We start from the raw sequence: 23,504 nt of genomic DNA, 5'->3' as shown, positions 1-23,504 counted from the left end.
AATGTCGATTATTGATGCTCGTATTATAGTTTATTGCACCGTGATTGCATGGTTCTTGCCGTGAATCCGGCCCAGAATGTATACAGCGCGGGCACAAACAAAATGGTCAGGATGGTTGCTGCTGCCAGCCCGCCCATAATCGCTACCGCCATCGGGCCAAAAAACACGCTGCGTGTGAGCGGAATCATGGCGAGGATGGCCGCGGCTGCCGTCAGTACAATCGGCCGGAAACGACGCACGGTGGATTGCACTACCGCTTGTTCCAGCGAGGCGCCTTCGGCAATATCCTGCTTGATCTGGTCGACCAGGATCACCGAGTTGCGCATGATCATGCCAGACAGTGCAATGCTGCCCAGCATGGCGACAAAGCCAAACGGCATATTGAAAATGAGCAGGGCAAAGGTGATGCCTATCATGCCCAGCGGCGCTGTGAGCACCACCAGGATGACGTTGGAAATACTGCGAAGTTGCAACATGAGCAAGGTAAACACAACGGCTAAAAACAGCGGTGCGCCTTTGGCCACCGATGTGGCGCCCTTGGCTGCCTCTTCAATCGCACCACCGGTTTCAACCGTGACCCCGGGAGGAAGCTTTTCCAAAATAGGCGCAATCGCTTGTTGAATTTGAGTAGACACCACCGGCGCTTGCATATTGCCGCGTAGATGCGCACGTACGGTGAGCGAAGGCACACGGTTGCGTCGCCAGATCACGCCCTCTTCAAAACCATGGTGAATATTGGCCACTTGCGCCAACGGTACGCGCTCGCCACGCTGGCTTAACACCGTTAATTGCGCCAGTTGTGATAGCTGGGCATGCTGTTCATTGCTGCTGCGCATGACCAGGTCTATGCGTTCGTTGCCTTCCCTGAACTCGCTGACCACTTGTTCGAAGTATTGCGTATTCAGCAATTGCGCAATGTCTGTCGAATTCACACCTAACAACCTGGCTTTGTGCTGGTCGATATCGACATGAATGACCTTGCTCGGCTCTTCCCAGCCCAGTTGCACATTACGCAAATGCGGGTTGGCGCGCATGGCATCAGCAATTTTGTGTGCAACATCACGAATGGCTGGCAGGTTTTGCCCGTCGACGCGAAACTGTACCGGGAAGCCCACCGGCGGGCCGTTTTCCAGGCGCAGCACAGAGCCGCGTAATTGCGGGAAATCGTGTTCAAACAGTGCCAGCAGGTCGTTGCGCAGTGCCTCGCGTTGCGCCAGGTTGTTGGTCAGAATCACCAGTTGGGCAAAGGCGCGATGTGGTAATTGCACATCCAGCGGTAGGTAGTAGCGTGGCGCGCCCGAGCCGACATAAGACACCACGTTTTGCACTGCGCCATGCTGTTTCTGCCAGTGTTGCAGCCATTGTTCCAGTTGGCTGACGGCCGCATCAGTGGACTGGTCGCTGGCGTTTTCGGCCAGGCGTAAATCAACCACAACCTCAAGCCGTGTGGAGTCTGGGAAGAACTGTTGTTGCACCTTGCCGAAGCTCAACATGGCCACTACAAACAGGGCGATGGTCGCCAGGATAACGCTGCCCTTGTGCTGCACGCACCAGGTGACAATGCTTTGTAGTCGCAGGTAGAACCTTGTTTCATAGAGGGATGCCGGATGGTGAGCACTTGCTTCGCTGGTGGCGTGTTTGGCCTTGGGTAACAAGTGATAGCCGAGGAAAGGAATCACGATGACTGCTGCGATCCAGGACAGTGTCAGTGAAATAGCCGAAACCTGGAAAATAGAACGCGTGTATTCGCCCGTTGACGATACGGCGGTGGCAATCGGCAAGAAGCCCGCCACCGTGACCAGGGTGCCGGTCAGCATGGGCATGGCGGTGGAGGTGTAGGCAAACGATGCCGCTTGCATGCGGTCCCAGCCTTGCTCCATTTTGGCGGCCATCATTTCAACCGCAATAATCGCGTCATCCACCAGCAGGCCCAGCGCCAGAATCAGCGCGCCCAGTGAGATTTTGTGCAAGCCGATGTCCAGCCAATCCATGAGCAGGAAAGTGCCTGCCAGCACAATGGGAATCGCCACTGCGACCACAATGCCGGTACGCCATCCCAGTGAGAGCAGGCTGACAGCCAGCACGATAATCAGCGCTTCGCTGAGCGAGCGTACAAAGTCATGTACCGAGTGTTGCACGATGTCTGGCTGCGAGGTGACCAGTTGCAATTGCACGCCGACAGGCAATTGCTTTTGTACGCTGGTGATGGTTTGCTGCATGGCTTTGCCCAGGGCGATGACGTCGCCGCCCTGTTGCATACTGACGCCAATCAGTAAAGCAGCTGTGCCGTTAAAGTGGATGCGTTGTGCGGGCGGATTAGCATAACCATGCTTGATGGTGGCGATATCGCCCAGGGTCAGGTTCTGGTTGCCTGCCCGGATCGGGAATTGGCGCAGCTCTTCCAGGGTTTGTAAGCGGCCACTCACATCCAGCCGGATTCTTTCCGGGCCTGTATCGAAGGTGCCTGCGCCTGTGACTGCGTTTTGCTGTCGCAGCAGTTGTGCTAATTGCGCCGGACTAATGCCAAGAGAGGTCAGTTTCTGGTTGGAAATTTCAATAATGATTTTTTGTGGCTGTTCGCCAAATAAATCGACTTTCTCCACGTCGGGCAATTTGAGCAGGCGCGCCCGTACCCATTCCGCTTGTCGTTTTAATTGTTGCGGATTGAGGCCGTCCGCTGTGATGGCATACATGGTGCCGTAGACATCACTGAATTCGTCATTAAAGGTCAGGCTTTGCAGGTCGCTGGGAAAGGTATGGCGGATGTCGCCGATTTTCTTGCGTACCTGGTACCACAAGTCCGGGATTTTCTCCGAAAACGTATTGTCGCGAATAACGATAAACACCACTGATTCGCCGGGCCGGGAATAGCTACTGGTATAGTCGATAGACGGGATTTCTTGCAGCTTTTTCTCAATTTTGTCCGTGACTTGCTGCTCGACTTCCTGGGCTGAGGCGCCTGGCCAGCTGCTGCGGATCAGCATGACTTTAAAGGTGAATGGCGGGTCTTCAGACTGGCCCAGATGTGTGTAGGCAAAGATGCCGCCTAGCAATGTCAGAACAATAAAATACAGCACCAGTGCCTGGTTTTTGAGCGCCCAGGTCGACAGGTTGAAGCCTGGAGAGGCCTGTGCTTCTTCGCTGTGGTGTGGCGTGCTCATTAGCGCAGCACCTCTGGACTTGGCGTCACTGCTTGTACACGCATGCCTTCGGTCAGCGTATGTATGCCTATGGTGGCAATGGTCTCACCTGCCTGCAGGCCGCTGGTAATCTCGATGCCGTTTTCAGTGAGTGCGCCTGTGGTCACGGTGCGTGCGTGGGCTTGGTGTTTGTTGTCAATTACCCACACGCTGGCTTGTTCGCCGTGGCGGGTCACGGCTGTGCTTGGCACTATCAGTGTTTGTGCCGTTGTCGATGGCTCAAAGCTGACTTGTGCGGTCATGCCCAGTTTGATGCGCTGGTCGGCATTGAGTAGCTGGATACGCAAATCAAAGGCGTGGGTTTGGCTATTGGCGGCCGGTGCGATTTCACGAATGCGCCCCTGGTAGGCTTCTTGGCTGACATCGTTCAGGCTCACGCGTGCGGCGTCGCCTGTAAGCAGGCTATCTATCAGTGCTTCTGGCACCGAGATTAAAATTTCCAGGGTTTGCAGGTCATAAATCTGGGCGATGGTTTGCCCAGCGGCCACGACCTGGCCTGGCTCGGCCTGTATCATGCCGATGACGCCCGCGCGGTCAGCCACCAGTTGCGTATAGCCCGTCTGGTGCTGGCTGACGGCGGCTTGTGATTTTGTTTGTGCCAGCCGTGCCTGGGCGGTTTTTACCTGGGTTTCGTAACTGTCTAGCGCCGATTTTGAAATAAATTTCTGGCTATATAACTGCTGGCGACGCGCCAGTTCTGCCTGCGCCAATGCCAGGTTGGCCTGTGCGGTTTGTACTTCGGCATCCGCCGCTTGTGCATTGAGGCGGCTGTCGTTGGGGTCTAACTGTGCGATCAACTGGCCTTTTTTTACCAACTCGCCTACATTCACGGCGCGGGAAATGATTTTGCCTGCAATGCGAAAGCCGATGTTTGACTCGTAGCGCGATTTGACTTCACCTGTGTAACTGGCGGTGCGATGCGCAGGGCTGTTGCCGACTGACATCACCCATACTGGGCGCGGGGCAGCGGCTTCTTCGGTTTGCTGGTGGCAGCCGCTGGCGAGTAAAGCCAGGCATAGGCTGCTGATCATGATGAACGGCTTATTCATGTGGCGTTTCTTTCATTAATCCATACATGCACATTTCTACCATTGCCTGCACGCGGGCTTCGAGCGGGCGCCAGTTAATCCAGGCATCGTCTGCCAGGTTGATTTGCAGTGCGCACAGGCCGTGTATGGCTGCCCAGATGGTTTGTGCGATGAGTGCCGGGTCAGTCAGGGTGGGTTTGAACACGCCTGCATGCCAGGCGCTGGTGACTACGCCTATCAGTTGTGAATAGGCATCCTGCTCCGGATTGTTTTGCTCAATGCTCGAAAGCGCCGGGTCGCAGGGCGGATGTTGGGTCATAAACATCATGCGGTAATGGTTCGGGTTAGTGAGTGCGAATTGCACATAATGTTGCCCGAATTGTAAAAAACGCTGTAAGGGATCGCTGATGTTTAAGGTGGATTTCAAGGCTTGCGCCAGTTTGATCACATCGGCATCCACCACGGCTCTGAGTAGTTGTTCTTTGTCGCCAAAGTAAAGGTAGAGGCTGGTGGCCGAATAACCAACACGTTGCGCCACCGCGCGCATGGTCACGGCTTCTACGCCCTGGTGAATAAACAGCTCGCGCGCAGCATCCATGATGGCGGTGCGTACGGCCTGTTTTTCAGCGCTGGTTTTAACCTTGGGTGGCATGCAAATAAATGATTTATTAAATATAACGTCGTTAACTTAACATTGTTATTTTTAAATGTCAAATGTGCTGGTGTTTCTTCCAGGAATGGTGCAGAGTAACAAATGTGATACATGTTCGGGTGGCGTTAGCGCTAAACCGACATGCATCAACCGATGCCTGATTTGCTGACCGGGCGATGAGGCACGCGTTCAATAACGACAAGGAGCGATCAGTATGAATGTACGGCAGCGTTGGGTCAGTTTTTTGGGGCGTGTGTTGTTATCTTTAATTTTTATTATTAGCGGCATCGCCAAAATCATGGACCCGGCAGGGACCATTGCCTATATTGAAAGTGCCCACTTGCCTTTGCCGCAGGTGGCTTATGTGGTGGCGCTGGTGATTGAGCTAGGCCTGGGCATCGCCTTATTGGTCGGCTTTAAGGCGCAGTTGGCTGCTGCGGGCATCGCCGTGTTTACTTTTGTCACCGCCTTAATGTTTCACAGCAATATGGCCGACCCGATGCAGGTCATCATGTTTCTCAAAAATATCACCATCATTGGTGGTCTCTTGGTGATCATTGCCTTTGGCCCTGGCGGCTATAGCGTAGATCGCGGCAAGCGCGTCACGGTAATGGAATAGCGTGTGCATCAGGCGGCTGGGGGCCGAAACCACTGCCGCAAGTGCTCGATCAAGGCGAGTGCATTGGCCGACACCTGCTTGTGGTAAGGATACATGGCGTAAATGCCCGCCTGCTGCATACGATATTCAGCCAGCACTTCTACCAGACGGCCACGTTGCAAATCTTCCAGCACATAAAAAGCCGGTAGACCGGTAATGCCCAATCCGGCCACGGCGGCATCGCGCAAGACCTCGCCGTGGTTAGATTTTAAGTGTGCGTGAATCGGGATGCGGTGTATCTGGTCATTCTCGGTAAATTGCCATTCGCTAGCCCTGTGGGTTAAGCAGGCATGCTTGGAAAGCGCTTGTGGCGAGGTGGGCACTCCGTAGCGGGCAATATAATCCGGGCTGCAACAATAGCGCATTGCTGCATCTTCCAGTTTGCGAGCCACCATGCCTTCTTCGGGGTGGTCGGTCACACGAATCACCATGTCATAGCCTTCGCTAATCATATCTACATGGCGGTTATCCGCATCTAGCCACACATCCACTAAGGGGTGTTGTTGCATAAAAACCGTGAGCGCAGGTGCCAGCCGCAGGTTGGCGTAAGACAATGGCACTGAAATTTTGAGCAGGCCACGCAACTCATCCGAACGGTTGCTGATCTCTAATTCAGCATCATGGATGGCTTGCAGGATTTGTTGCGCGCGCTGAAAAAACACTTTGCCGGTTTCTGTCGGCGACAGTTTGCGTGTGGTACGCAGCAATAGTCGTACGCCTAGCCGGGCCTCCAGCGCGATAATGCGGCGGCTGACCAGTTGCTTGGAGATACCCAGTGCATGGGCTGCGCTGGTGAAGTTGCCGTGTTTTACCACTTCGACAAAAAAATGCATTTCCTCTAATGAGGCCATAGATTGTCAACCTATATGAGACAGTTTTACTAATTTTAGTGGGATTATCATTTTTTTGTTTCAGGAATACAATGCCATTCATCAGCTAAACCAATGCAGTCACTATTTTCTCAGGGAAGTGTGTGATGTCCGGCTGATGATCACATCGCACAAACAACACAAAGGAGCACAACATGAACGCAATCCAATCCGCAGCCAGTGTGGCTGGCCGTATTTTGTTATCACAGATTTTTATTATCAGCGGCTTGAGTAAGGCGGCTAATCCTGCGGGCACCATCGGTTATATCCAGAGTGTGGGGGCGCCGTTGCCTGAAGTGGCTTATGCCATTGCCTTGTTTGTTGAGTTGGTGTTGGGTGTTGCTTTGCTGGTGGGCTACAAAACCCGTCTGGCCGCTGCCGGGATTGCTATCTTTACCGTTGCAACTGCCTTTATGTTCCACAACAACCTGGCCGATCAGATGCAGCAGATCATGTTCCTGAAAAACCTGACCATTGTTGGTGGCTTGCTGATGGTGGTGGCGTTTGGCGCGGGCGCATTCAGTGTGGACAACCGTCGCCGCTAATCTAAACGGAGTAAATGGGTATGACGACGCTGTTTGTCTCGCATGGTGCGCCTACGCTGGCGATTGAGCCGGGTAAAACCGGCCAGTTGCTGGCAGAGATTGCCGCTGACCTACCGAGGCCGGAGGCCATTCTGGTGGTGTCTGCGCATTGGGATACGCGGGTACCCACCGTGAGCCTGGCCACGCAGCCGGAAACCATCCACGATTTTGCCGGGTTTCCACCTGCTTTGTATGCAAAGCAATACCCGGCACCAGGGGCAGCTGCGCTGGCGCAACAAGTGGCTACCTTATTGCAATCGCACGACATCGCTGTGCAAGCGCATCCCCAGCGCGGGTTGGATCATGGCGCCTGGGTGCCGTTGATGCTGATGTATCCTGAAGCAGATATACCGGTCACCCAGTTGTCGATTCAGAGCCGCAGCACCCCCGCCCAGCAGTTTGCGTTGGGGCGTGTGTTACAAACGCTGCATGCGCAAAATGTGTTGATACTGGCTTCTGGCGCCATCACACATAATTTATCGGATTTTTTTACCGGTGACAGGGAGGCGGCGCCTTTGCCCTATGTTGCACCGTTTGCCGACTGGATGGCTGAACGCATCGCGCAGCAGCAATGGCCAAGCATGCTCAATTACCGGGCCGAGTGCCCACAGGGCGTGCGTGCGCATCCGAGTGAGGATCATTTAATGCCTTTGTTTGTGGCAGCGGGCAGTGCAATAGGAATTGCAAAACGGTTTACGCCAGAAAACACCTACGGCATTTTAGCAATGGATGCTTACCTCTGGGCTGAATCACGATGGACGCAGTAAATGGGTCATTAACGCAAACCGTATTGGTTGAGTTTGTTCCACAGTGAGCGCTCACTAATTTCAAGCAGTTTGGCTGCCTTGGTTTTGTTGCCCTGGCAGGCATCCAGCGCTTGCAAAATCAGCCGGCGCTCTATGGTCTCGGTTGCGCGCGGGATAGACAGGTCGCTGCCTTCATTGTTTGCCGTGCTGGGTTCGCTGCTGGCTGGTGCAAGTGATTGTGCAATATCGGCGGGCAGATGTTGCGGTTGTATGGTCTGGCCCCCGGCCAGAATGGCGGCGCGTTCCAGAATGTTCTCCAGTTCGCGCACATTGCCTGGCCAGCGATATTGCTGCAAGCATACACGGGCGCTTTCACTCAGCTTGCCCTGGCGTTTATGCAGAAAATAGTCTGCCAGCAAACCGACATCTTCGCCGCGCTCCCGCAATGGTGGCACTTGCAGTTGGATCACGTTCAGGCGGTAATACACATCCTCACGCAACTTGCCTTCTTTCACCGCTTGCAGCGGATCACGGTTAGTGGCTGCCACCACGCGCACATCCAGCGCAATCTGCCGGTTGCCGCCCAGCTTTTCCACCACGTTTTCCTGTAGCACGCGCAGCAGTTTTGATTGTAACTGGATAGGCATTTCGGTGATTTCATCCAAAAACAGCGTGCCGCCATTGGCCAGTTCAAACTTGCCGACACGCTCTTTCACCGCGCCGGTAAAGGCGCCTTTTTCGTGTCCAAATAATTCGGATTCCAGAATATCGACCGGAATGGCGGCACAGTTGACGGCCACGAAGAGTTGCGATTTACGCGGCGAGGCATCGTGCAGCGCTTTTGCCACCAGCTCTTTGCCGGTGCCGGTTTCGCCCACAATAAACGCCGTTGCACGTTCTGGAGCCACTTGCTGGATCATTTGCTTGAGTGATTGCATGGGGGCGCTGTTGCCTATGAGTCCGGTCACCGCTGGCTGGCTGGATTCCTTGAAAAAAGCATTTTCCAGCTGGATACGGTTTACGGCCAGGGCTTTCTGAATGGCAATTTCCAGGGTCTCAAGTTCAAACGGGCGCAGAATATAATCGCTGGCGCCCAGTTTCATGGCCTCGACCGCGGTTTTAATTTCACCTTGTGCAGTGACCATGATAAATGGCAGTCGCTCATATTGTTTACGTATGACTTCCAGCAATTGCAAACCATTCATGCCAGGCATGTGCAAGTCACTCACCACCAGGTCAATTTGCTGTTGCTGTATTAACTCAAGTGCTTCGCGGCCATTGCCCGCAGACAGTGCACGGTAGCCCGCTTGGCGCAAGCTGATTTCCAGTAACCTGCGCATATGCGGTTCATCATCGACAGCCAAAATAGTGTGTTGCGGGGTGGACATGGTTATACAGTCGCTAACGGAAGTGATAGGTTAAATTGGGCGCCTTGCCAAGGGCTGGTGCTATAGCTGATTGTACCATCGTGCGCCTCAATGATTTGCTTGACGACGGCTAGCCCCAAGCCAACCCCGCCAGCACGCTGGGTGAAAAAGGCTTCAAATAAATGGTCTTGCTGTGCTGGCGGGACACCGGGGCCATCATCTGCCACCGTAATATGGGCAAAGTCTGCGTCCGCTGACAGTTGCAGCTGAATATGCCCGCCCTCCGGCAAAATCTGAATCGCATTCATGAGCAAGTTGACCAGCACTTGTGTCATCTGGTCCTGGTCTGCCTCAATGGTGACCGGCTGTGTGGCTTGTAGTGTGAGGGTAATTTGCTTTGCCTGCGCCGGTTTTTGCAGCATGGCGACGACATGCTGCAAGTGCGCTTGCAGGTCCAGCGGGATTTTATTCGGCAGCCGTGGGCGGGCAGCGTCAATCAGGGCGCTGACCAGTTTATTCAGGCGTTCGGTTTCTGAAATAATAAACCCGAGTACTTCACGGCCGTCTTCACTGAGCTGCGGCTCCCTGAGTAAAACATCGGCCGAGGAGCGCATGATGCCCAGCGGCGTCCTCACCTCGTGGCTCATGGCGGCAGCCATTTCTCCCACCACGGCTAATTTGGCAGCACGGGTCAGTTGCTGTTCTGATTCAGCCAGGTCGGTGGCCATTTGGGTGAACGCCTGATGCAGTGATTGTACTTCGGCCGGACCGCTGGATGCGGGCGCAGTCACACCTGGCTGGCGAAAGCGTTGCACATAGCGCGTGAGCGCTTCGAGCGGGCGGCTGATGTTTTGGGCGAGGGGGCGCACCAGTAATAACGAGAACACCAGGATGGCGCTGAGCAAGGCAATAAAAATCATGCCCAGGCGGTGTACGGGCGCAACGGCTACATCATGGTCTTTGTTCAGGTGTATCTGCCAGCCATGGAGTGGCAAGCGGCTGGTTATCGCCGCTTTGGCATGCAGGCTGTGTTTCTGGTCTGACCACAGGCTGGATTGTGCGAGCATATGTTGTTTATTGTCCAGCAGCGCCAGCGCTGTGCTGTGTCGCGCGGCATGGTTTAGCAAGTTTTCAATCACTTGCCAGTTAAAGGTCGCGATCAATTGACCCATGGGCTGTAACGTGTTTTGCGAAAAAATCGGCGCGGAAATCATCAACTGGTGATTGTTGAGATGATAGATGGTAATGGTTTGGCCATTGTCGCGAAACGACATCCAGACCGGCGGTGTGTGTAATGCCTGGCCAATATTGGCGGGGCGGCTGGAGGCGACAATATGTGCTTGCAAATCTGCGACATCCAGGCTGACATATTGCTCTGCGTAACTACGCCGGGTCTCGGCCAAAAAGATGGATAGCCGTTTATCAATGTCGCCAATCAACATGTCCTGCATGATGGCGAGCTGGCTCCAGCTACGCACATTCTGTACGCGTTCGTTCATGACACGGTCAACGTGCTCTGCCACCGCGTTACCCGTGGTTTGCAGGTCGTGCTGAATTTCAATCCGCAATGCCTGCCTGGCTTGGTAAAAGCTCAGCAGGCTCACTAAAAGCGCGGGCAACAGGCCAGCCAGCAAAAATGCAATTAAAAGCATTTTGCGGATAGTGAGGGGTGAATGAAAGCGCATGAGATGTGAGAAAATACGGGTTAAATGTTTTTTGCCGAAACGGTCATCCATTAGCCATGTCATCGATTAGCCATGTATAGATCAGCTATATTAAGCAGTTTGCTCAGGGTCACGCTCAGTGTAATCAGCCTGTGTATGCTATGCAAGTCAGTTGTGGCTGAAGAGGATGACTCCTTCTGGCGTGGTTTTCACGTCGGTGGTTACACCAGCATCGATGCGCGTTTACCGCGGACTGAAGCCGCACAACTCAATCTGAATGAAGTGAGTATGATCGTGACCTGGGACCAAGGCACCCGCGTCAAGTTTTTCAGCGAGCTAGAGCTGGAAAATCCGCTTTCCTATGATCATCACGATGGTGTTCATACCAAGCAAAGTTATGTCGACCTTGAGCGATTTTACTTTGACTATAACCTCAATGAAAAAGCCAATGTTCGCCTGGGCCGCTTTCTGACCCCGGCCGGCCGCTGGAATCAATTGCATGCGCCACCACTGGTGTGGACTGCCAGCCGCCCCCTGGTCACTTCTAGATTGTTCCCATCAAGTATCAATGGCGCCATGCTGTTTGGCAGTTTGCCGATTAGTCATATGGATATGGAATATCAGGTATATGCTGAAGCACTGAAAGACCAGCATCAGGATGGTAATGAAATTATCCATCGTGAGGTGAAGGGCGCGCGCCTCGCATTCAATAATATTCTTGGTTTAAGCGGTAACAATGCCGGGTTGAATACGCTGGGCCTGAATGTCATGAGTTACCAGAAGGATATTCATGGCTCGCCGACCTACCATTTATATGGCCTAGACTTTTTGCTGGAATTTAATCGCTGGGAGTTTAGTGGTGAGGTCTATGAGCGCAAAACGACGGGCGGCGATGATGGCGGCAGTGGCGCTTATCTGCAAAGTGCCTATTCGCTAGGCAGTGAGTGGTACTGGATCACGCGGTTAGAAACCTTGCATGAAGTGGATAGCAAGAATGCAGATCGCTGGGTGTTGGGTGTCACCAAGCGTGTGAAACCGAACCAGTTGCTGAAGTTTGAATTTATTGGCGGTAGTGGTGAATACGAAGATGTACCGCGTGGCTTTGTGACCTCCTTTGCGGTGATGTTTTAATGCAGTGCAGTACGACATTTACTATGCGCCGCTGGCTGTATGCTGCCTGTGCAATCGGCCTGTTACTGGCGAAGCCAGTGGTGGCAGTTGAGGATAATCGCATTATTGCGGTGATTGTGCCTGTGCAAGCCGGGTTGGCGCCTGATATTCATGCCGATGAACTGGGGTTGATTTTTTGGCGCAAGAAACTTTATGCCTCGCATGGGCAGGCTTTGCACCCGGTGAATTTGCATAGTGAGCACCCGCTGCGCTTAAAGTTTTCACAGCAAGTATTGCATAGCACACCGAGATCACAGGTGAATTATTGGAACGGCCTCTATTTTCACGGCGTGCAACCGCCTTATACCGTGCAGTCAGAAGAAGCCATGATCCGTTATGTGGCTGAGACCGATGGTGCCATTGGCTATATCGATGCGTGCCATGTGGATGAACGCATCAAGCCCTTGTTTTGGCTCACCCCCAGCAAGCTGACGTCAGAGCCGCCAGCCTTGCGTTGCGATAGTAGTAATTAGTGCGTACTTGCTTTTATAGGATGCAAGTGTTTGCGCTGTTCCTCTTGTAGCTCACGGTTTTGTGCCAGCCAGCCAAACTCGGCATGGCATGTTTGCGATTTCAGCTCATAGGCTGTGAGCAAGGTGCAAAATACATCGTCATGACTTAACGCGTAGTTTTCATAAGGTTTAATTTGTGGCAATTGGTAGTCAAAATGCTGACCTACCCACAGGATTGCTGGTACGTGGGTTTGCTCTTTGGGTGCAATCATATAGGGTGCTGCGTGCAGGTATATGCCATGTTCACCCAGTGATTCGCCATGATCTGCCACATACAGCATGGCGGTTTCGCGATTGCTGTCATATTTCTTCAAGAACTGAATCACCTCTGATAAGAAGTAATCCGTATATAAAATGGCGTTGTCGTATGAGTTATCAATCTCTTGTTGTGAGCACTCTGACAAGCGGCCGGTTTTGCAAATAGGCGTGAATTTCTTGAACTCATCTGGATAGCGGCGATAGTATTCCGGACCATGATTGCCCATCTGGTGCAGCACGATCAGGATGTCATGATCTTTGTTTTTTTCAATAAACTTGTCCAGTCCGTTCAGCATACCGATGTCACGGCATTCATTGTCATCGCACACCGGATTGTGGGCCGGGGAACGGAAGTCTTCATAAGGGACGCGCAAGGCGACGCCTTTGGAGTCAGAGTTATTATCGCGCCACAGCACTTTGATGCCTTCACGGTTTAAGACATCCAGTGCATTCTCCATATGCAAGGCCTTGTCTTCGTCATATTGTTTCCTCGTCAGCATGGAAAACATGCACGGCACAGACACACCGGTTGATGTCCCGCAAGAACTGACTTGCTTGAAGCTCACGACATTTTCTTTGGCTAATCTGGGGTTGGTGATGCGGGAGTAACCATTCAATGAAAAACGATCAAAACGCGCAGTTTCGCCAACCACCATAATAATTAGTTCATGATGTTGATCCGCTTCTACATTGACCACATCCGTCGCTGTTTTTTGCAAGCCGGTGATGCTGCGCGTAAACAGTTTTTTCGAAGTCCATTTCACCACTGAGTAATGGAAGAATGTTGGGTTGGCATACATACGCACCATTTTATGCTCGCGCACAAACGTGGCGTAATCCGCGCTGCATGGAATCACCACCAGGATCATGCCTAACAGTAACAAGGCAATCTGCTTAAGGCGGACGCTGATCGGGTCGCGCTGAAAAAAACGGGCTGGCACTTTTTTGATCAGGATGAATGCGGGTAACATGCCCAGCAATAGCATCTTGATAAAAAATCCCCAGGACAGTAATCCCATGACCTCCTGGGTATCTGTTTTGGCCGCATTGTCCAGCATGACGTGGTCAATAATGACGCCAAACTCATCCATGTAATACGCGGCCCAGGCGGCAGACAGCAGAATGATGGCCAACACCCAGCGTGCTGATTTGCCATGGCTGAGCAGCATCAGCCATAAGGTGATGCTAAAAGTAAAAAACAGGCTGATGCTGACGATAAATCCTGCGTTATGTGCGTTCCATGGGTAAAGATTGAGCAGATGTTCAAACAGGGCGTGGTTGCTGGTGAGCATCAGCCAAAGGCTCGCCCCCCAGATCAGGCAGATTTGCGGGGTAAACAGCGCGCGTAGTGTGCGGGTAAACATTGCGAATATCTTCATTCAATACGACTCTTGGAAAAAGTGAATACCATTAATAACCAGCCGCACATCAGCCACAGCGAGGTCAGGGTGTGCGATAAAAAGTGGGCGCCGCGGATTTGCTGCGCCCAACCCAGCGCGAAGCCGACCACAAGCCCAGTAATAGCTACCAATAAGGCTTTGCGAGGCGCTTGCGGTAACCACAGTAAACCGAGTGCAGATAGCCACACGCCGCTGGTCGTGTGTCCTGCCGGAAAGCAATGGCCAGCTTCTAGCGCTGGATGACTGGTGAAGGTAGGCACCCATGGCGCGCTGCCGCCGTAGCGTACGATATCCCAGGGGCAGGCGTGCGGCATTTGGTGTTTAAGGCAGGAGACGACAATCGCATTGAGCAAAGCCAGCAGGACAATCCAGCGTAGTTTGTAACTGGTTGCCGCGGAAAGGCGATGGCCTAACAGGCGCTCGGGCAGCCAGGCTAGCAATAACAGGATTAACCAGATCACGGTAAACAGGTGTTTGGCATACACATGCATGACGGTTTCATACAAGAAGTTATGCTTTTGGGTAAAGGCGTGCTGCGAAAAATCAAATTGCTGGTCAGCCAATGTCAGGTCAATAGACGTGGCATTCGCCAGCCAGACGATGCCAATCGCGAGGGCGATCCAAATGCACCAAAGTGCTGCCAACGTTGGCTTAGGTAACCAGGGACTTTTTATCATTTCTATTTTGTGTTGATTGCAAAAATGCAATGGGTTGTTATTTTTTGAAAATAGTTGATAGTCAGACAAGCGTCAGAATACATCATTTTTTCAAAAACTCTGACCATAAATGCAAGCGGTGTGCCACTTTATAATTAAGTTGATGTATGGCTACTTAAGGTGCTGATTTTGTTGAGGAAATTAATGTGTCTTGTTGGTAATGAAAATGATTTTCTTTTGAGTTTTATGCAAAAAATGCAGGTTATGAATTAAATGTATGGCAATCTACCTGCAAAAAGTGCAGGGTGTGGTTGCGGTGGTTAATCGTAACTGTATGATTATTATGAGTAATTGGCGCTGGCATGGTGCTTGCAATTAGCTGAGCAATATTGTTGTCAGCGAGAGAAATGACATGCTGCATTCAGAATCAAATACATCGTTCTATCATGCGTCATCTGCTTATGAATTGAGAAACTTTGCCCAGGCGAAAAGGTATCAAGTGAATGAGATTACGGGTCATTTGGTTGAGCGAGGCGCGCCATGCCGTCAGGAGGTGGAGGCGTTTATTGCCGCGGTGTTCAAGCAGGTTTATGGCGCAGAGGTGAATCACTTTATGCCGCAATTAGTCGCGTTGCGGGATGCCAGCGGCATTTTGATGGCCGCATTTGGTTTGCGTAATGCGGCGCAAGAGACATTGTTTCTTGAGCAATACCTGGATGAACCGATTGAGCAATTGATGTCGCGCCAACTCGACAGAAAGATAGGTCGTGAAGAAATTACCTGTATAGGCAATCTGGCGGTGGCAAATCCACGGAATGCCGGTGTGCTGATTGCGCATGTGATACAACACAGTTTGAGCATGAACTTGCCATGGGGCGTGGCGACCGCGCATCACAGCCTGCAAAATGGCCTGATTAAAGGCGGTGTCGATCTGTTTCCGCTGGCCATGGCTCACCCTGAGCGATTAAGTGCTGAGGAGCGTGCAAAATGGGGCAGTTATTACAAGCATACGCCGCAGATTGTGGCGATTCGCGGTGTGGCTGATCCTTTGTAACTGACACTATTTAAGTGTCACCAATATAAGCACTAATCACCATCATGCTATTACAACAGATTCAGGCACAGGCAATACAATCACCAACACGTGTCGCCCTCGAGGGGCAATCTACACAACTGACTTACAGTGAGCTGGCGGCTGAAATTGCACGGGTGTCTGGCGCTTTGAAGGCGCTGACAAATCGGGCCAGTGTGGCATTGGCACTGGATAATAGCCCAGCCTGGATTGTGCTGGACCTGGCAGTCGTGGCGGCGGGTTGGAGTAACGTGCCAGTCCCGGCATTTTTTACTGCGGCGCAAAAACAGCATGCGATTGTGGATGCCGGTGTCAGCCTGGTATTAACAGATATGCCCGCGGCCTGGCAACAGCTTTACCCAGGCAGTACGCTGCTTGCTGAGTGGAGAGTGGCGGGTCAAACCGTGGCAGTCTTGCGTGTTCATACCCATGATCGCGTGGCGGCAGCCGATAAAATTACCTATACCTCGGGCACGACGGGCGCGCCCAAAGGTGTGTGTTTGTCAGCGCACACCATGTGGCAGGTCGCGAACTCTATTGCCACCCTGATACAGCCAGGCGCCGCTGATCGCCATTTTTGCGTGTTGCCGCTGGCCACTTTACTGGAAAACGTGGCGGGTGTTTATGCCAGCCTGATTTCAGGGGCGACGGTGGTTGTGTATCCATGCCAGGCGGTGGGTTTTACTGGTAGCCAGTTTGATATCAGCCGCTTGTATCGGGGCTTGCAAGGCAGCCGTGCGAGCACTGCGATTCTGATTCCTGAATTGCTACGTGCGTTGGTGATGTATGTGCAAGCCGGACAGGCCGCGCTGACGCAGTTGCGCTTTGTGGCCGTCGGTGGCGCCAAGGTGGTGCCAGAGTTGATCCTGCAGGCCCATGCGCTAGGATTACCTGTGTTTGAAGGCTATGGATTGTCAGAGTGTGCGTCTGTTGTGGCCCTCAATACACCACAGTCACACAAGCCGGGCAGCATAGGCAAGCCCTTGCCCCATGTGCAATTACGCGTGGATATGACCGGTGAGCTTTGGGTAAAGGGCGCTTTGTATCACGGCTACACCCAACCCGAAGGCGGTATTGTCGCGCCGGTGCTGGACGAAGAAGGCTATCTGGCCACGGGTGACCTGGCTTATCAGGATGAAGATGGGTACGTTTATCTGTCGGGCCGCAAAAAAAATATGTTTATTACCTCGTTTGGGCGCAATGTTTCGCCTGAGTGGGTGGAGAGTACTTTAATACACCAGCCAGCATTGCTGCAGGTGTGTGTGTTTGGAGAAGCGAGGCCGTTTAATGTGGCAATTGTGGTACCACAGCCGCAATACAGCGCTGAGCAGGTGGCGCAGGCCATTGCGCAGGTGAATCAACAGCTACCAGACTACGCGCAGGTGGGCGATGTGGTGTTTGCTGATCAGCCATTTAGCCCGCATAACGGACAATTGACGGCCAATGGCCGTTTAAAACGCGATGTGATTGCAGCTGCTTATGTTGCTGAAATCAATGCGATCTACGAAGGAATATAAATGACTTTTTATCAGCAATTATTAAACGCGACCGAGCAGGAGCGTCAGACATTGATGAGCTTGCCGCTGATTGTGCAAGGCGCACAAGGCAATATCACCCTGGAGACATATCGGGCATTTCTCACCCAGGCGTATCACCACGTTAAGCATACGACGCCATTACTGATGGCATGCGGTGGCCGACTCAGTGGTGAATACGAATGGCTGCGTACGGCGATTGGTGAATATATCGAAGAAGAAATGGGCCATCAGGAATGGGTGCTCAATGATATTGCCGCTAGCGGTGGCGACAAAGAGTCGGTGCGCCATAGTGCAACTGCTGCAGATGCCGCCTGTCATGAGACTGAAGTGATGGTGGCGTATGCGTACGACATGATCAGTCGCGTCAATCCACTTGGCTTTTTTGGCATGGTGCTGGTACTGGAAGGCACCAGCACGGCAGTGGCTACCCAGGCGGGTGAGAAAATCATGCAGGCGCTCAAATTGCCTAAAAAAGCCTTCAGCTACCTGTTTTCACACGGCTCGCTGGATCTCAGCCATGTGACCTTTTATGAGAGCTTGATGAACCAAGTGACCAAGCCAGAAGATCAGCAAATCATTATTCATGCCGCCAAGCGCTTTTACCGTCTGTATGGCGATATTTTCAAACATGTGGCGGCACAAGCGGCCAGCCAACCGCTGGTTGCAGCCGCTTAGGAGTCAGTCATGGAGTTACGTAACCTGCATGTGGTGTTAACAGGCGCAACCGGTGGCCTGGGTGCTAAGCTGGCCTTGGCGCTCGCTGCGCAAGGCGCCGTGGTCGGGCTGGTTGGTCGCGACCCGGTTAAGTTGCATGCGCTGCAAAAAAGGGTCGCTGCACAAGGGGGCAAGTCGCATATTATGGTCACCGATCTGGCCCAGCCCAATATGGCCAGCCAGGTGTTAAAACAATCGCTGCGTGAGATGGGGCATGTAGACTTACTGATTAACAATGCCGGAATGATTGAATTCACCGAGTTTGCGCAGCAAACAGAAGTCAGCATCGATAATATGGTGCATACCAATGTCACGGCAACGCTGGTATTAAGCCGCGAATTCGTAGCTTACTTTTTGCAACGCGGGCGAGGTCACCTGGCGTTTGTCGGCTCCATCTTTGGCTCGCTAGGCTTTCCGCATTTTGCTACCTACTGCGCGAGCAAATTTGCTATCCATGGCTTTAGCCAGGCCTTGCGCCGCGAATTAGTGGATACCAATATTGGCATCACCTATATTGCGCCACGCGCGATAGCCACCCCCATGAACGATGACCGCACCAACGCCATGTGGCAGGCTTCTGGCCAAGCCGTGGATAGTCCACAAGACGTGGCAGATAAAATTGTGCAGGCATTGCAGAAAGATAAACAGGAGTTGTTTATCGGCCAGCCACAAAGCCTGTTTGCCTGGCTTAATGGATTGGCCCCCAGGTTGGTGAATGTGGGCCTCAAACAACAAGTCGCCTTGGCGAAAAAGTATTTGTAACTGGCTTGCTTATTCCCATTCCAGTTGCGGGTAGATCACATTCACATTGCGTCGGTTGGCAATGTCGAATAATTGCCAATTGTCGCGCTCGCTGGCGGCGGCGGTGTCCATGGTCTGCTCCATGCTAATGCCTTTTTTGATACTGGTGCGGATGTCAGCCAGCAGTAAATTGAGATACCTGAGTTCATTACCAAGCATGGTTGGCTGGTCATTGCTTTCCAAGCCATGTCCGGGGACGATGAGGGCGTAATGTGACTGGTTAATCTGTTCGAGTGCTGCGATCAGGCGCTTGAGATCGCCTTCCACTACCGGGGTGCGTTGGGCAAATAGCAGGTCACCGGTAAACAGGGTATTGGTTTTAGTGTCGAGTACGGTTAAGTCGGTGTGCGTGTGGGCAACGGTTTGTGCTTGCAATTGCAAGCTGCGGCCTCCTAAATCCAGCGTCAATTGATCGTGCACCATGGTATCCGGTGGAATGGTTGTGCTGGCTTTACCTGCCTCACCGAGCAGTCGCGCATTGAGTTTTTCATACTGTTCTTTGCGTAGCAGCATGGTATTCGCCAGTTTTTCGTGGCCGACAAAGTGGGTGACGCCATTTTGGAAGGCCGCATTGCCATACGTGTGGTCAGGGTGCACATGCGTGTTGATCACATAGCGTATTGGTAGCGGACTAATGGTTTTGATTGCCTGCAATAATTGCTCACCGGTGTGTTTGCTGCCACCGCTGTCAATCACGGCAATGGCTTCGCTACCAACCACCACGCCCAGGTTGCAAATGTCGCCCTGATAGCCGTCGTCGATATCCAGATGTTTACCATGATGCACATACACGCCGTCAGCAACTTTCTTCAACTCGAAACTGTCTGCCTGCACATGACTACAAAACGTTACAAAACCGAATGTAACACCGGCACACAATAGCTTTATTTTTGATAACATGACGACTGCCCATGAATGTTTCATACATCATAATCAAATCATTCATGATGACAAAGTGACTGCTGTCACACGTAATTTCAAGGAGAAAACATGAGTTCCACGCAACGATATACCAAAGTTGCCGTTATTTTGCATTGGCTGATCGGGTTGGCGATCATTGCCATGTTTGCCCTTGGCTGGTACATGGGCGAATTGCCCAAGGATGGCCCAAAGCAAACCGCTTTTGACTTGTTCGACCTAGGGATTTACACCTGGCAGATGGACGAGCCTGCCAGCGCCAGAACCTTGTATTTCAATTTGCACAAGTCACTTGGATTTACCTTGTTGTGGCTGATCCTGTTCCGGGTCTACTGGCGCATCAGCCACACACCGCCTGCCATGCTGGCCAGCTATTCTGCACTGGAGCGTAAAGTGGCGACCGGTGCACATCATTTGCTTTACTTACTGATGGTTGCTTTGCCTTTAAGCGGCGTGCTGATGACGCTGTATAGCAAATTTGGCTTGAAGTGGTTTGGGCTGGAGGTGTTCGGTGGTCTGGATAATGCAGACTTGCGCGATGCGTTCAAAGAGTCTCACGAGCTATTTGCCAATATTCTGCTGGTTGTGTTTATCGTGCATGTGCTTGGTGCGCTTAAGCATAAGTTGATTGATAAAGATGAGACCATGTCACGCATGTCTTTAAAGTAAATCTGCCTGTTAATAAAAAGCCTGCGATTGCAGGCTTTTTTGTCTCTGTTATTCACGAATAACCCCGTAAGCTCTGCAAAAAATGCATTGGCCACTGATTAAAGGCATTAGTGGTCTGCAAAAGATGCAGAGATTATTCTTGTTTTTATTTTAACTGTCTGATTATTAATAATTATTTTGTCGGCATGCCGTTTGCTAAATGGTTGCTATTGTTGACTTAAATGCGATTGACTTCCAGCGAATAGGGAGCGCTTTAGCCGTCAGCAAACAGGGATCAATCAATTAAAAAAGCGGGTAGGCATGTCGCAAGGTCGGTTAAAACAGTGGGGCAGTTCCAGTCACCTGGTCTGGTTGGGAGTTACAATTCTTTGGTTAGGCGTCGCCGCTGTGTTTAGGCCGCTTGCTTTGCCGGATGAAGGGCGCTATGTAGGTATTGCCTGGGAAATGCTAACTTCTGGTGACTGGTTAGTGCCACATCTGGATGGGTTGCCTTATTTTCATAAACCGCCGCTGTTTTACTGGTTGACTGCCGCCAGCCTCAACGTCTGCGGCCCTCATCTCCTCTGTAGTCGTGTCGCGCCGCTGTTATCTTCAATAGTGATGGCCATCGCATTGTTCAGGTTCTTGTTCCTGTATTTAAATAAAAGAACGGCGGTGATGGCTTTCGTGGTGCTGGTCACACAACCATTCTTTTTTGCCAGTGCGCAGTTTGCCAATCTGGATATGCTGGTCGCATGTATGATTTCGCTCACCATCCTGTCTGCAGCAGAGTTTGTCTGGAGCATAGACAGGGAGCGACCAGCGGAACACCATTTAATGTTGACCATGTTTTTTGCGGTGGGAGGAATACTCGCCAAAGGTTTGATCGGCGTTGTATTGCCTGCGGCCGTTATTTTTTGCTGGTTGCTGGCAAGTGGACGGTTAGCTTATATCAAGCATTTTTTCTGGTGGCCAGCAGTGGCGGTGTTTTTATTGCTGGTCAGCCCCTGGTTTGTGTTGATGGAGTCCCAATTCAAAGGCTTTTTGGATTACTTTTTCATCCATCATCATTTTCAGCGTTTTGCCGGATCAAATTTTAACAATCAGGAGCCGTTCTGGTTTTATTTCCCGGCACTCTTGTTGCTCACATTACCTTCGTCATTATGGTTGCTCAGATTCCGTAGGCAGGCGCTTAGGATGTGGACACCTGTGCAACGTGACGTGGGCTTGCTCATGCTGTGCTGGCTGGGTTTTATTCTGTTGTTCTTTTCTATTCCGGTATCCAAGCCCCTGGGCTATATCATGCCGGTGCTACCTGCGTTGGCTACTCTCACTGCGTTATTGATGGTACAGGCCTGCCAGGACCCGGTATTCAAGCGTCGTAGTTTGTGGCTGACGCTGGCTGTGGCCATTGTGGCCTGTGTGATCGCAATTATGACGGTGATTCAGCATGCAAAAAGAGTTGCCTCTTATCAATTGGCCATGCAAGTGCAATCGCTCGCCCATGCAAACGATCAGTTAGTGATGCTGGGTAAATATCAGTTTGACTTGCCGTTTTATTTGCATTTGTCCGCACCGGCCTGGGTCGTGGCTGATTGGACGGCGGCTGCGCGCGAGGTGTTAGATGACAGTTGGGAAAAAGAATTGCTTGAGGCCAAGCGCTTTAACCCACAGGTAGCTGCAGAAAACTTGTTGAACGACCAGCAATTGGCACAGCAAATATGCCATTTGCAGGCGAGTCAGTCACTCTGGGTCGCGGGCGATCCTGGAAGCGCGGCACATCTGCCGTTACTGGCCAATATCGCGCCGCAAGCCAGGGTACGTGATCACTATTTATGGCGCATCAGTCCGGCACAGATTGAGAGTGCTTGCACTAAGATGTAAGTGTTAAGGATGTAAGTATTAAGGGCTGCTTGACGCAGCCCTTAGTTGTATTAACGATGGTATTGCGGACTCAGTTTACGCAAGGTTTCCAGCATGCAGGCTGCATGTTCAGGCGGCGTCCATTGCGTGATGCCATGGCCTAGGTTGAAGACGTGGCCATGACCATTACCATAGCTGGCCAGGATGCGGGCAACTTCTTTTTCGATCGCGGCTGGTGAGCTTAGCAGAATGGCTGGGTCCATATTGCCTTGCAGGGCAACTTGGCTGCCTACGCGTTGGCGTGCTTGCGCGAGGTCGACGGTCCAGTCCAGGCCTAATGCGTCTGCACCAATCGCCGCTTGTTGTTCCAGCCACAAACCACCGCCTTTGGTGAAGACGATGCTGGGCACTGTTTTACCTTCCGCTGTTTTTGTCAGTCCAGCGACGATTTTCTGCATATAATTCAGCGAAAATTCGATATAAGCGTCATGCGACAGTGCGCCGCCCCAGGAGTCAAAAATCATCACCGCCTGGGCGCCTGCAGCAATTTGCGCATTCAGGTATTGAATCACGGTTTGTGACGTGATTTCCAGAATGCGATGCAACAACTCTGGTCTGGCGTAGCCCATTTTCTTGGTATTCAGAAAGTCGGTGCCGCCTTTGCCTTCGACCATATAGGTGGCCAGTGTCCACGGGCTGCCGGAAAAGCCGATCAATGGCACACGACCATTCAACGCTTTGCGGATGCTGCTGACAGCGTCAAACACATATTGCAGTTTGGCCATGTCAGGCACTTCCAGCTTGAGGATGTCTTCCTCAGCTTGCAAGGTACGCTCAAATTTCGGGCCTTCACCTTCTTCAAAATACAAGCCTAATCCCATGGCATCAGGCACGGTCAGAATGTCGCTAAACAGAATGGCCGCATCCAGTTGTGGATAACGGTCCAGTGGCTGCAAAGTCACTTCTGTTGCAAAAGACGGGCTTTGGCACAGTTGCATAAAGCTACCTGCTGTTTTGCGGCTTTCGCGGTATTCTGGCAGGTAGCGCCCAGCCTGGCGCATCATCCAGACCGGGGTGTATTCAGTAGGTTGGCGCATGAGTGCGCGCAAAAAGGTGTCGTTTTGCAGTTGAGTCATTTGATTTAATGGTGATTGCCTAATGAGGCACAGGCAGGTCAACAAAATGT

21 protein-coding genes are annotated in these 23,504 nt (G+C 52.1%); 11 read left to right on the top strand and 10 right to left on the bottom strand.

Translation table 11 applies throughout. The features are described from left to right. Nucleotides 1-23 precede the first annotated feature (23 nt). Genes INP79_RS15225 through INP79_RS15215 form a run of 3 tightly spaced genes read right to left on the bottom strand, consistent with a single transcriptional unit; the run spans nt 24 to nt 4,880 of the window. Nucleotides 24-3,161 carry an efflux RND transporter permease subunit gene (locus INP79_RS15225; protein ID WP_194755026.1) on the bottom strand — a complete coding sequence of 1,046 codons (3,138 nt, stop codon included), beginning with the start codon at nt 3,159-3,161 and terminating at the stop codon, nt 24-26. Continuing rightward, entirely contained in the window at nt 3,161-4,249 is a 1,089-nt protein-coding gene (locus tag INP79_RS15220; RefSeq protein WP_194755025.1) for an efflux RND transporter periplasmic adaptor subunit, read from the bottom strand. Before INP79_RS15220 ends, INP79_RS15225 begins: the two co-directional genes overlap by 1 nt. Beyond that, complete coding sequence (locus INP79_RS15215) at nt 4,242-4,880, bottom strand: TetR/AcrR family transcriptional regulator (protein ID WP_194755024.1); 639 nt, start codon at nt 4,878-4,880, stop codon at nt 4,242-4,244. Before INP79_RS15215 ends, INP79_RS15220 begins: the two co-directional genes overlap by 8 nt. A 214-nt stretch (nt 4,881-5,094) precedes the next feature. Here INP79_RS15215 and INP79_RS15210 point away from each other — a divergent pair, with 214 nt between their 5' ends. Further along, entirely contained in the window at nt 5,095-5,499 is a 405-nt protein-coding gene (locus INP79_RS15210; protein WP_194755023.1) for a DoxX family protein, read from the top strand. Between the two features lie 8 nt (nt 5,500-5,507). On the opposite strand, the gene INP79_RS15205 is transcribed toward INP79_RS15210, so the two are convergent. Continuing rightward, nucleotides 5,508-6,389 carry a LysR family transcriptional regulator gene (locus INP79_RS15205; RefSeq protein WP_228520088.1) on the bottom strand — a complete coding sequence of 294 codons (882 nt, stop codon included), beginning with the start codon at nt 6,387-6,389 and terminating at the stop codon, nt 5,508-5,510. A 173-nt stretch (nt 6,390-6,562) separates the two neighbouring features. Between INP79_RS15205 and INP79_RS15200 the strand changes: the two genes are divergently transcribed. Both INP79_RS15200 and INP79_RS15195 read left to right on the top strand, forming a co-directional pair. Next, complete coding sequence (locus tag INP79_RS15200) at nt 6,563-6,952, top strand: DoxX family protein (protein WP_194741184.1); 390 nt, start codon at nt 6,563-6,565, stop codon at nt 6,950-6,952. Nucleotides 6,953-6,972: 20 nt separating this feature from the next. After that, nucleotides 6,973-7,758, top strand: coding sequence for a class III extradiol ring-cleavage dioxygenase (locus INP79_RS15195; protein WP_194755022.1), 786 nt, complete (start codon nt 6,973-6,975; stop codon nt 7,756-7,758). Between the two features lie 8 nt (nt 7,759-7,766). Here the strand turns inward: INP79_RS15195 and INP79_RS15190 are convergent, their stop codons facing one another. Together INP79_RS15190 and INP79_RS15185 are read right to left on the bottom strand one after the other, a co-directional pair. After that, the gene (locus INP79_RS15190; protein ID WP_194755021.1) at nt 7,767-9,125 is read right to left on the bottom strand and encodes a sigma-54 dependent transcriptional regulator; all 1,359 of its coding nucleotides are present in this window, start codon (nt 9,123-9,125) and stop codon (nt 7,767-7,769) included. A 2-nt stretch (nt 9,126-9,127) separates the two neighbouring features. Then, on the bottom strand, nt 9,128-10,852 hold the full coding sequence (locus tag INP79_RS15185; protein WP_228520086.1) for a PAS domain-containing sensor histidine kinase: 1,725 nt from the start codon (nt 10,850-10,852) through the stop codon (nt 9,128-9,130). Nucleotides 10,853-10,924: 72 nt separating this feature from the next. Here INP79_RS15185 and INP79_RS15180 point away from each other — a divergent pair, with 72 nt between their 5' ends. After that, nucleotides 10,925-11,899: a hypothetical protein gene (locus INP79_RS15180; protein ID WP_228520084.1), complete on the top strand. Its 975-nt coding sequence runs from the start codon at nt 10,925-10,927 to the stop codon at nt 11,897-11,899. Further along, nucleotides 11,899-12,411, top strand: coding sequence for a hypothetical protein (locus INP79_RS15175; protein ID WP_194755020.1), 513 nt, complete (start codon nt 11,899-11,901; stop codon nt 12,409-12,411). Before INP79_RS15180 ends, INP79_RS15175 begins: the two co-directional genes overlap by 1 nt. On the opposite strand, the gene INP79_RS15170 is transcribed toward INP79_RS15175, so the two are convergent. Then, nucleotides 12,408-14,087 (bottom strand): phosphoethanolamine transferase, encoded by a 1,680-nt coding sequence (locus INP79_RS15170; RefSeq protein WP_194755019.1) that lies wholly within the window; start codon nt 14,085-14,087, stop codon nt 12,408-12,410. The two genes, INP79_RS15175 and INP79_RS15170, sit on opposite strands and share 4 nt — an antisense overlap. After that, on the bottom strand, nt 14,084-14,785 hold the full coding sequence (locus INP79_RS15165) for a phosphatase PAP2 family protein (RefSeq protein WP_194755018.1): 702 nt from the start codon (nt 14,783-14,785) through the stop codon (nt 14,084-14,086). Before INP79_RS15165 ends, INP79_RS15170 begins: the two co-directional genes overlap by 4 nt. A gap of 478 nt (nt 14,786-15,263) precedes the next feature. On the opposite strand from INP79_RS15165, the gene INP79_RS15160 reads away from it, so the two are divergent. The 4 genes from INP79_RS15160 to INP79_RS15145 are packed head-to-tail and all read left to right on the top strand — an operon-like array spanning nt 15,264 to nt 18,850. Next, complete coding sequence (locus INP79_RS15160; RefSeq protein WP_370583284.1) at nt 15,264-15,818, top strand: thermostable hemolysin; 555 nt, start codon at nt 15,264-15,266, stop codon at nt 15,816-15,818. Between the two features lie 44 nt (nt 15,819-15,862). After that, entirely contained in the window at nt 15,863-17,353 is a 1,491-nt protein-coding gene (locus INP79_RS15155; RefSeq protein WP_194755016.1) for an AMP-binding protein, read from the top strand. Beyond that, complete coding sequence (locus INP79_RS15150; protein ID WP_194755015.1) at nt 17,354-18,049, top strand: TenA family transcriptional regulator; 696 nt, start codon at nt 17,354-17,356, stop codon at nt 18,047-18,049. 9 nt (nt 18,050-18,058) lie between these two features. Next, complete coding sequence (locus tag INP79_RS15145) at nt 18,059-18,850, top strand: SDR family oxidoreductase (protein ID WP_194755014.1); 792 nt, start codon at nt 18,059-18,061, stop codon at nt 18,848-18,850. 9 nt (nt 18,851-18,859) lie between these two features. On the opposite strand, the gene INP79_RS15140 is transcribed toward INP79_RS15145, so the two are convergent. Continuing rightward, on the bottom strand, nt 18,860-19,789 hold the full coding sequence (locus INP79_RS15140; protein WP_194755013.1) for a quinoprotein relay system zinc metallohydrolase 2: 930 nt from the start codon (nt 19,787-19,789) through the stop codon (nt 18,860-18,862). Nucleotides 19,790-19,879: 90 nt separating this feature from the next. Here INP79_RS15140 and INP79_RS15135 point away from each other — a divergent pair, with 90 nt between their 5' ends. Together INP79_RS15135 and INP79_RS15130 are read left to right on the top strand one after the other, a co-directional pair. Next, nucleotides 19,880-20,476, top strand: a complete 597-nt coding sequence (locus tag INP79_RS15135; protein ID WP_194755012.1) for a cytochrome b — start codon at nt 19,880-19,882, stop codon at nt 20,474-20,476. A gap of 300 nt (nt 20,477-20,776) precedes the next feature. Next, nucleotides 20,777-22,339: a glycosyltransferase family 39 protein gene (locus INP79_RS15130; protein WP_194755011.1), complete on the top strand. Its 1,563-nt coding sequence runs from the start codon at nt 20,777-20,779 to the stop codon at nt 22,337-22,339. Between the two features lie 50 nt (nt 22,340-22,389). On the opposite strand, the gene hemE is transcribed toward INP79_RS15130, so the two are convergent. Next, on the bottom strand, nt 22,390-23,454 hold the full coding sequence (gene hemE / locus INP79_RS15125) for a uroporphyrinogen decarboxylase (protein ID WP_194755010.1): 1,065 nt from the start codon (nt 23,452-23,454) through the stop codon (nt 22,390-22,392). Nucleotides 23,455-23,504: the final 50 nt, after the last annotated feature.

The sequence above is a fragment of the Methylophilus sp. QUAN genome (assembly GCF_015354445.1).
Lineage (GTDB): Bacteria > Pseudomonadota > Gammaproteobacteria > Burkholderiales > Methylophilaceae > Methylophilus.
Note: the sequence above shows the minus strand (reverse complement) of the source record. Positions and strands in the feature narration are given on the sequence as shown.

Bases quoted from the DNA above. Each gene is read 5' to 3' on its own strand.
- INP79_RS15225 (WP_194755026.1), bottom strand. From the start codon at position 3,161: ATGAGCACGCCACACCACAGCGAAGAAGCACAGGCCTCTCCAGGCTTC.
- INP79_RS15220 (WP_194755025.1), bottom strand. From the start codon at position 4,249: ATGAATAAGCCGTTCATCATGATCAGCAGCCTATGCCTGGCTTTACTC.
- INP79_RS15215 (WP_194755024.1), bottom strand. From the start codon at position 4,880: ATGCCACCCAAGGTTAAAACCAGCGCTGAAAAACAGGCCGTACGCACC.
- INP79_RS15210 (WP_194755023.1), top strand. From the start codon at position 5,095: ATGAATGTACGGCAGCGTTGGGTCAGTTTTTTGGGGCGTGTGTTGTTA.
- INP79_RS15205 (WP_228520088.1), bottom strand. From the start codon at position 6,389: ATGGCCTCATTAGAGGAAATGCATTTTTTTGTCGAAGTGGTAAAACAC.
- INP79_RS15200 (WP_194741184.1), top strand. From the start codon at position 6,563: ATGAACGCAATCCAATCCGCAGCCAGTGTGGCTGGCCGTATTTTGTTA.
- INP79_RS15195 (WP_194755022.1), top strand. From the start codon at position 6,973: ATGACGACGCTGTTTGTCTCGCATGGTGCGCCTACGCTGGCGATTGAG.
- INP79_RS15190 (WP_194755021.1), bottom strand. From the start codon at position 9,125: ATGTCCACCCCGCAACACACTATTTTGGCTGTCGATGATGAACCGCAT.
- INP79_RS15185 (WP_228520086.1), bottom strand. From the start codon at position 10,852: ATGACATGGCTAATGGATGACCGTTTCGGCAAAAAACATTTAACCCGT.
- INP79_RS15180 (WP_228520084.1), top strand. From the start codon at position 10,925: ATGCTATGCAAGTCAGTTGTGGCTGAAGAGGATGACTCCTTCTGGCGT.
- INP79_RS15175 (WP_194755020.1), top strand. From the start codon at position 11,899: ATGCAGTGCAGTACGACATTTACTATGCGCCGCTGGCTGTATGCTGCC.
- INP79_RS15170 (WP_194755019.1), bottom strand. From the start codon at position 14,087: ATGAAGATATTCGCAATGTTTACCCGCACACTACGCGCGCTGTTTACC.
- INP79_RS15165 (WP_194755018.1), bottom strand. From the start codon at position 14,785: ATGATAAAAAGTCCCTGGTTACCTAAGCCAACGTTGGCAGCACTTTGG.
- INP79_RS15155 (WP_194755016.1), top strand. From the start codon at position 15,863: ATGCTATTACAACAGATTCAGGCACAGGCAATACAATCACCAACACGT.
- INP79_RS15150 (WP_194755015.1), top strand. From the start codon at position 17,354: ATGACTTTTTATCAGCAATTATTAAACGCGACCGAGCAGGAGCGTCAG.
- INP79_RS15145 (WP_194755014.1), top strand. From the start codon at position 18,059: ATGGAGTTACGTAACCTGCATGTGGTGTTAACAGGCGCAACCGGTGGC.
- INP79_RS15140 (WP_194755013.1), bottom strand. From the start codon at position 19,789: ATGTTATCAAAAATAAAGCTATTGTGTGCCGGTGTTACATTCGGTTTT.
- INP79_RS15135 (WP_194755012.1), top strand. From the start codon at position 19,880: ATGAGTTCCACGCAACGATATACCAAAGTTGCCGTTATTTTGCATTGG.
- INP79_RS15130 (WP_194755011.1), top strand. From the start codon at position 20,777: ATGTCGCAAGGTCGGTTAAAACAGTGGGGCAGTTCCAGTCACCTGGTC.
- hemE (WP_194755010.1), bottom strand. From the start codon at position 23,454: ATGACTCAACTGCAAAACGACACCTTTTTGCGCGCACTCATGCGCCAA.